Origin of the sequence: Curtobacterium sp. 18060, from assembly GCF_902706105.1 — a bacterium.
Lineage (GTDB): Bacteria > Actinomycetota > Actinomycetes > Actinomycetales > Microbacteriaceae > Curtobacterium.
Genome location: NZ_CACSJV010000031.1, coordinates 32,541 through 39,528, shown reverse-complemented (window position 1 = coordinate 39,528; position 6,988 = coordinate 32,541). Strand labels below are relative to the sequence as shown.

1 protein-coding gene is annotated in these 6,988 nt (G+C 67.6%); it reads right to left on the bottom strand.

Annotated features, from left to right (window positions below; translation table 11 throughout):
• Nucleotides 1–143: 143 nt before the first annotated feature.
• Nucleotides 144–6,857, bottom strand: coding sequence for an Ig-like domain-containing protein (locus GVL05_RS13745; RefSeq protein WP_159573469.1), 6,714 nt, complete (start codon nucleotides 6,855–6,857; stop codon nucleotides 144–146).
• Between the last annotated feature and the right edge of the window lie 131 nt (nucleotides 6,858–6,988).

Below are 6,988 nucleotides of genomic sequence, written 5' to 3'. Positions count from 1 at the left end.
GTGGGTGGTGGGCCGGTGCGGTTGCGGTTGCGGTTGCTGGGTTGTCGTGCCGGTGCCGGTGGCGTTGCGCGTTGCGCAGGTGCCGGGGACGCCGAACGGCCCGACCCCTGGGTGGGGTCGGGCCGTCGGGTCCTGCTGGGGTGTTACTGGGTGACGTTGATGGTCGTGACCACCGCGTCGCCGATCAGGTTGCCCTTCGTGATCTGCTTCGTGTAGAGCACGTAGACCTGCGGGGTCAGCGTGCGGCTGATCGTGATGGACCACTCGCCTTCGGAGTTGACCGTGGCCTCGCCGAGTCGGCTCGTGGTGCCGCCGAGGACGACCTTCGAGCCAGCCTGGCCGGTACCGGTGAACGTGATGCCGGTTCCGGGGACCTGTGCGCCCTCGGCCGGGGTGTTCACGACGACCTGGGTCGCCGTGCCGTAGTCGAGCGTCGCCGTCTTGGCGGGGGAGACCTCACCGTCGACCGTCTGGGTGACGGTGAAGGTGCGGACGCCCGCGACGGTGGCCGGGATCGAGAGCGAGTACTTGCCGTCGGCGCCGGTGGTGGTGCCGATGACGGTGCTGCCCTCGCGGACCACGACAGTCGCGCCGGTCTGGGCGTTGCCGCTGATCGTGGCCTGCTTCTCGACGTCGGCCTGGAACGAGCCGGCCGCGGTGAGCTCCGTGACCCGCTTGTCCTGCACCGTGACGGTGATCTCGGCCTGCTTCGTCAGCCCGCCCTTGCTCGTCTGGAGCGCGTGCAGCTCGTAGAGGTTGGGGGTGAGCTGCCGGGAGACGTCGACCGTCCAGGCACCGTTGGCGACCTTCGTGTCACCGATCGACGAGGTCTTGCCGCGCATGTCGAGCTTGGCGCCGGTGGCGCCGGTGCCCGTGAAGCGGATCTGGCCGTTCGTCACGGTGGCGCCGTTCGCCGGGGTGGAGATCACCGGGGCGACGGGGTTGCCGTAGTCGAGCGAGCGGTTCAACGGGGCGGACACGGCGCCGTTGACGGTCTGGGTGACCGTGAACGTGTTGACACCGAACGCGGCCTTGGCCGGCGGGATCGTGATCGTGTACCGACCGCCGGTCGCCTTCGCGGTACCGACGATCGAGCCGTCAGCAGCCTTCACGGTGACCGTCGCGTCCATCTGGGCCGCGCCGGAGATCGTCGCCGGCAGGTTCTCGTCGGTGGTGTTGAACGCCGCCGTTGCGGTGAGCGGGGTGACCGCCTGCTCGTCCGTGACCGTCACGGTGATCGCCTGCTGGGTGGTCAGACCGCCCTTGGTGGTCTGCACCGCCCACAGGTTGTAGAGGTTGCTCGTCAGCGGGAAGTCGACCTTGGCGGTCCACTCGCCGTTCACGACGTCGCCGCTGGCGATCGCGTTCACGGTGCCACGGACGGTGACCTTCGCGCCGGTCTGACCGGTGCCGGTGAAGGTCAGGCCCTCCTTGTTGACGGTCGCGCCGTTCGCCGGCGAGGTGATGTTGATCGGCGTCGGCGTGCCGTAGTCGAGCGAGACGTTCACGGCTGCGGAGGTCTTGCCGTTCAGCGTCTGGGTGACGCTGAACTCGTTCACGCCGAACTGTGCGCGGTTCGCCGGGACCGGGATCGTGTAGCGGCCGTCGCTTGCGACGACGCGGCCGATCTCGTTGCCGAGGCTGTCCTTGACGACGACGGTCGCGCCGGTGGTCGCCGCGCCCGAGATCGTCGCGGGCTTGGTGACGTCCTGGTCGAAGGCGCCCGTGGCGGTCAGCGCCGTGGAGAACTCCGAGGCGTTGATCGTGAACGAGACGGGCTTCGAGTCGGCGTTGCCACGGACCGGGGTCTGCGTCGCGGTGAGGTCGTAGACACCGTTGCCGAGGTCGAACGTCGCCGGGGCGGACCAGTTGCCGTTGTCATCGACCACTGCAGCGGCCACGACGCGGCCGGACGTGCCCTTGACCTCGACACGTGCGCCCTTGTCACCCGTACCGGAGAACACCGGACGCTTCTGGTCGACCGTGGAGCCGTTCGCCGGGGTCTGGACGACGAGCGGGGCCGGGTTCGCCGGGGCCTCGGTGCGGATCGTGAAGTTCACGCGCTTCGTCTCGGCGGAGCCCGTGAGTGGGGTCTGGGTCACGCCGAGGTCGTAGAAGCCCTCGCCGAGGTCGAAGTCCGCCGGAGCGGACCACTTGCCGTCCTTGACCGTCGCCGAGGCGACGACACGGCCGGAGTTGCCCTTGACCTCGATGGTCGCGCCTTCGTCACCGGTACCGGAGAACGTCGGACGCTTGGTGTCCACGACCGAGCCGTTGGCCGGAGTCTGGACGACGAGCGGTGCCGGGTCGGCCGGGATCTCGGCTGCCTTGAGCGTCGTGATCGCGACGGGCGTGGTGGAGGTGTATCCCGGAGGTGCCGTGAACACGGTGAACAGGGTGGCGTCGGCTGTCGGCTGCGTGGTCGCACGGATCTTGAAGGTGCGGGTGGCGACGCCCTTGGCGACGTTCTTCTGCGTGACCGCGGAGACGTTGGTGGCCTTGTAGGTCAGCGTCTGGAGGCCGTTCGAGTTGGTTCCGGTGATCCACTCGTCCTTCCACACGCCGTTGTTCGTCCCGGCGGGGAGGTCGTAGACCTCGTAGCCGCGGGGCATGGTGAACAGCCAGGAGTACGAGGTTCCGCTCTCCATGTCGACGCCGGTCTCGCCGGTCTTGGCTCGTGCGTTCCAGGAGACAGTGCCCTGGGTGCCGTTGGCGAAGGCGTCGCCGGTGTTGGGCTTCCCGGTGAGGTTGTACGTCCCGAGGGTGGTCGACTCCGGAGCCGCCTCGACGGTGAAGTTGACGCGTGCGTTCGAGGTGTCGCCGCGGACGGGCGTCTGGGTGACGGTGAGGTCGTAGGCGGCGTTCGTGAGGTCGATGTCCGAGGGGGCAGACCACTTGCCGTCCTTGACGGTTGCGGTGGCGATGATCTGGCCGGCGTTGCCCTTCACCTCGATGGTTGCGCCTTCGTCGCCGGTGCCGGAGAACACCGGGCGCTTGGTGGTGACGGTGGACCCGTTGGTCGGGGTCTGGACGATGAGCGGTGCCGGGTTCGCCGGGGCTTCTTCGAGGGTCGTCGGGGTCGAGCCGTTGACGCGGTAGCTGCCGATGGAGCTGGTGCCCATGAACAGGTAGTTCATCTGGCTCGAGGTCGTCGTGGCGTTCGAGGCGTCGACCTTGAGGTTCCAGCGGAACTGCTGGCCGGCGCTCTGCGAGCCGCCGGTCTTGCCGAAGTTGAACTCCATCTGGCGGTTGTTGTCGAACAGGCGGCCGTTCTTGAGGTTGAGAACCTCGGAGTTCGCCCACGCGCCGCTGGAGCCGTTGCGCCACTGTCCGGTGACCGTGGTCTGGCCGGGCGCGAAGGTGGTGCCGGCTGGAGCGGCAACCGTGACGGTCCCCTCCATGCCGGTGCGGGTCGCCTGGTTCTCGACCACGAACGGCACGTTGGTGGGCGTGGTGCGGCTGAGGGTCACGTTCGGCTGGGGCACGCCGATGATGGGGCCGTTCTCGACGATGGTGATCGTGACGCTGGTGCGGTCGATCTCGACGCCGCCGACCTTCTGGATGATGGTGCGGGGGTTCGCACCGACGGGGAGGTCGCGGACGGTGAGGGACCACTTGCCGGTGCCGTCTGCGGTGGTCGCGAACGAGGTGCCGCTGACGGAGATCGCGGCGCCGGGGGTGGCGGTGCCGGAGACGACGGCGGTCTTCGCGACGTTGTCGACGGTCCCGACCGTGGCGGTCAGCGCGGCGGCAGCCTTCAGCGTCGCCGATCCCTTGGGAGACGAGGAAGTGTACGACGGTGGCGGCGTGAACGAGGCGGTGAGGGTGCTGTCCGCGGTCGGCTTTTCGGTGGCACGGATGCTGAACGAGCGCTCGCCCATGTCGGTGGTTTCGTTCTTCATCGTCTCGCCGGAGACGTTCGTGTTCTTGTAGGTGACGGTTTGCTGGCCGTCGGAGGTGGTGCCCTTCAACCACTCCACGTGCCACCCGTACCAGGTCGACGGATCGGGAAGGTTGACGGCTTCGTAGCCGACCGGCAGGGTGAACGTCCACGAGTAGGACTTGCCGTTCTCGATGTCGATGCCGGTGGGATTCGCCGATACCTGCGGATTCCACCGCACCTTGCCGGTCGTGTCCTTCGTGAACACCTCGCCCGAGTCCGGTGCCGCACCCAGGTTGTGGATGCCGAGGGTGGTCGACTCCGGAGCCGCCTCGACGGTGAAGTTGACGCGTGCGTTCGAGGTGTCGCCGCGGACGGGCGTCTGGGTGACGGTGAGGTCGTAGGCGGCGTTCGTGAGGTCGATGTCCGAGGGGGCAGACCACTTGCCGTCCTTGACGGTTGCGGTGGCGATGATCTGGCCGGCGTTGCCCTTCACCTCGATGGTTGCGCCTTCGTCGCCGGTGCCGGAGAACACCGGGCGCTTGGTGGTGACGGTGGACCCGTTGGTCGGGGTCTGGACGATGAGCGGTGCCGGGTTCGCCGGGGCTTCTTCGAGGGTCGTCGGGGTCGAGCCGTTGACGCGGTAGCTGCCGATGGAGCTGGTGCCCATGAACAGGTAGTTCATCTGGCTCGAGGTCGTCGTGGCGTTCGAGGCGTCGACCTTGAGGTTCCAGCGGAACTGCTGGCCGGCGCTCTGCGAGCCGCCGGTCTTGCCGAAGTTGAACTCCATCTGGCGGTTGTTGTCGAACAGGCGGCCGTTCTTGAGGTTGAGAACCTCGGAGTTCGCCCACGCGCCGCTGGAGCCGTTGCGCCACTGTCCGGTGACCGTGGTCTGGCCGGGCGCGAAGGTGGTGCCGGCTGGAGCGGCAACCGTGACGGTCCCCTCCATGCCGGTGCGGGTCGCCTGGTTCTCGACCACGAACGGCACGTTGGTGGGCGTGGTGCGGCTGAGGGTCACGTTCGGCTGGGGCACGCCGATGATGGGGCCGTTCTCGACGATGGTGATCGTGACGCTGGTGCGGTCGATCTCGACGCCGCCGACCTTCTGGATGATGGTGCGGGGGTTCGCACCGACGGGGAGGTCGCGGACGGTGAGGGACCACTTGCCGGTGCCGTCCGCGGTGGTCGCGAACGAGGTGCCGCTGACGGAGATCGCGGCGCCGGGGGTGGCGGTGCCGGAGACGACGGCGGTCTTCGCGACGTTGTCGACGGAATCGACCTTCGCCGTGATCGGGCTCGTGGCGGCAGCGGTGAGCGTGGTGACCGTCGACCCCGTCGCGCTGAAGGCACCCTGGGTGCTCGTGCCAGCGAACACGTAGCCGACGGTGCTGTTGCCGCCAGCGGCCTGGGCGGGCGTGGACACCAGGGTGTTGAACCGCATGAGCGTGCCGGCGGGGACATCGAAGCCGGAGCCGTTGACGGCGTATGTGAGCTTCGTGTTGCTGTCGGAGCGGACACCGTTGCGCATCCCGAGGTACGACGAGTCAGTCCAGTTGCCGTCCGGCGTCTTGTACTGCACGGCACGCGTGTCGGCGTTGGCGAAGGTAGTGCCGGCGGGCGCAGAGAGGACGATCGTGGCGTTGACGCCCGAGCGTGCGCCGGTGGTCTTGACGGTGACCGGGACGGTCGTCGTCGCGCCGCGGTTGAGTGCGACCGGGGGAGTCGTCTCCGGGACCACGACGCTGTTCCCGACGCCGGCCTTGAGGATGGTGGAGGCCTGGGGCGTGGTGGAGGTGTATCCCGGAGGTGCCGTGAACACGGTGAACAGGGTGGCGTCGGCTGTCGGCTGCGTGGTCGCACGGATCTTGAAGGTGCGGGTGGCGACGCCCTTGGCGACGTTCTTCTGCGTGACCGCGGAGACGTTGGTGGCCTTGTAGGTCAGCGTCTGGAGGCCGTTCGAGTTGGTTCCGGTGATCCACTCGTCCTTCCACACGCCGTTGTTCGTCCCGGCGGGGAGGTCGTAGACCTCGTAGCCGCGGGGCATGGTGAACAGCCAGGAGTACGAGGTTCCGCTCTCCATGTCGACGCCGGTCTCGCCGGTCTTGGCTCGTGCGTTCCAGGAGACAGTGCCCTGGGTGCCGTTGGCGAAGGCGTCGCCGGTGTTGGGCTTCCCGGTGAGGTTGTACGTCCCGAGCGTCGTCGAGGGCGCGCCGATGGTGATCGTGACGTTGACGCGGTCGACCTCGGTGCCGTTCACCTTCTGGATGATGGTGCGGCCGTTCGCACCGACGGGGAGGTCGCGGACGGTGAGGGACCACTTGCCGGTGCCGTCTGCGGTGGTCGCGAACGAGGTGCCGCTGACAGTGATAGCGGCGCCGGGGGTGGCGGTGCCGGAGACGACGGCAGTCTTCGCGACGTTGTCCACGGAGTCGACCTTCGCAACGAGTGGGGACTGCGCGGGGCGCATGTCCTTGCCGCTCGCAAGTTCAAGGCTCGACTGGTTGCCAGTCGACAAGCCTGAACCGTTGTGCCACATCGCCCACGGGGCCATCGCCAGCTGACCGGTGGAGTAGTAAGTGCCACTCTGAGCTTGAACCGAGTCGCAGGCTCCCATGAAGAACAGCCGTCCGCCGAAGTCCCAGCCAGGATTCTGTACGCAGCGACCGTCGCTGTTCTTGATGATGCCTGTTGATCCCTTGGCGGGGATCTCCCATCCTGGAGCGGCGTTCTGCAGTGCCGCTTCGTACGTCGAATACCACTTGGAGCCGAAGTTCTTATCAACAGCGGCGTACTGCTCGTTGAAAGGGTATTTGAAGACGATCTTGCCGGTCAGGCGATCACCCGATGCGGTGGGGGACGGGGCCGCGGAAGCGGCGGAGGCGGCCGGACCGAAGGACAAGCCGGAGACGAGCGTGGCTGCGGCGAGACCTGCCGCGCCGAAGGACTTGAGGGCCGTTGCCCTCTTCTTTCGAGACATGTGACGTTCTTTCGGGGAGGGCCGCCGGAAATCCGCGGCACGGTGGGGGATCGCAGTCCAGGACCTCTCGGCCAGCCTGCAAGCCCAGAATATCACATGGCATATGACATGCGAAACATTGCATGGCGCGC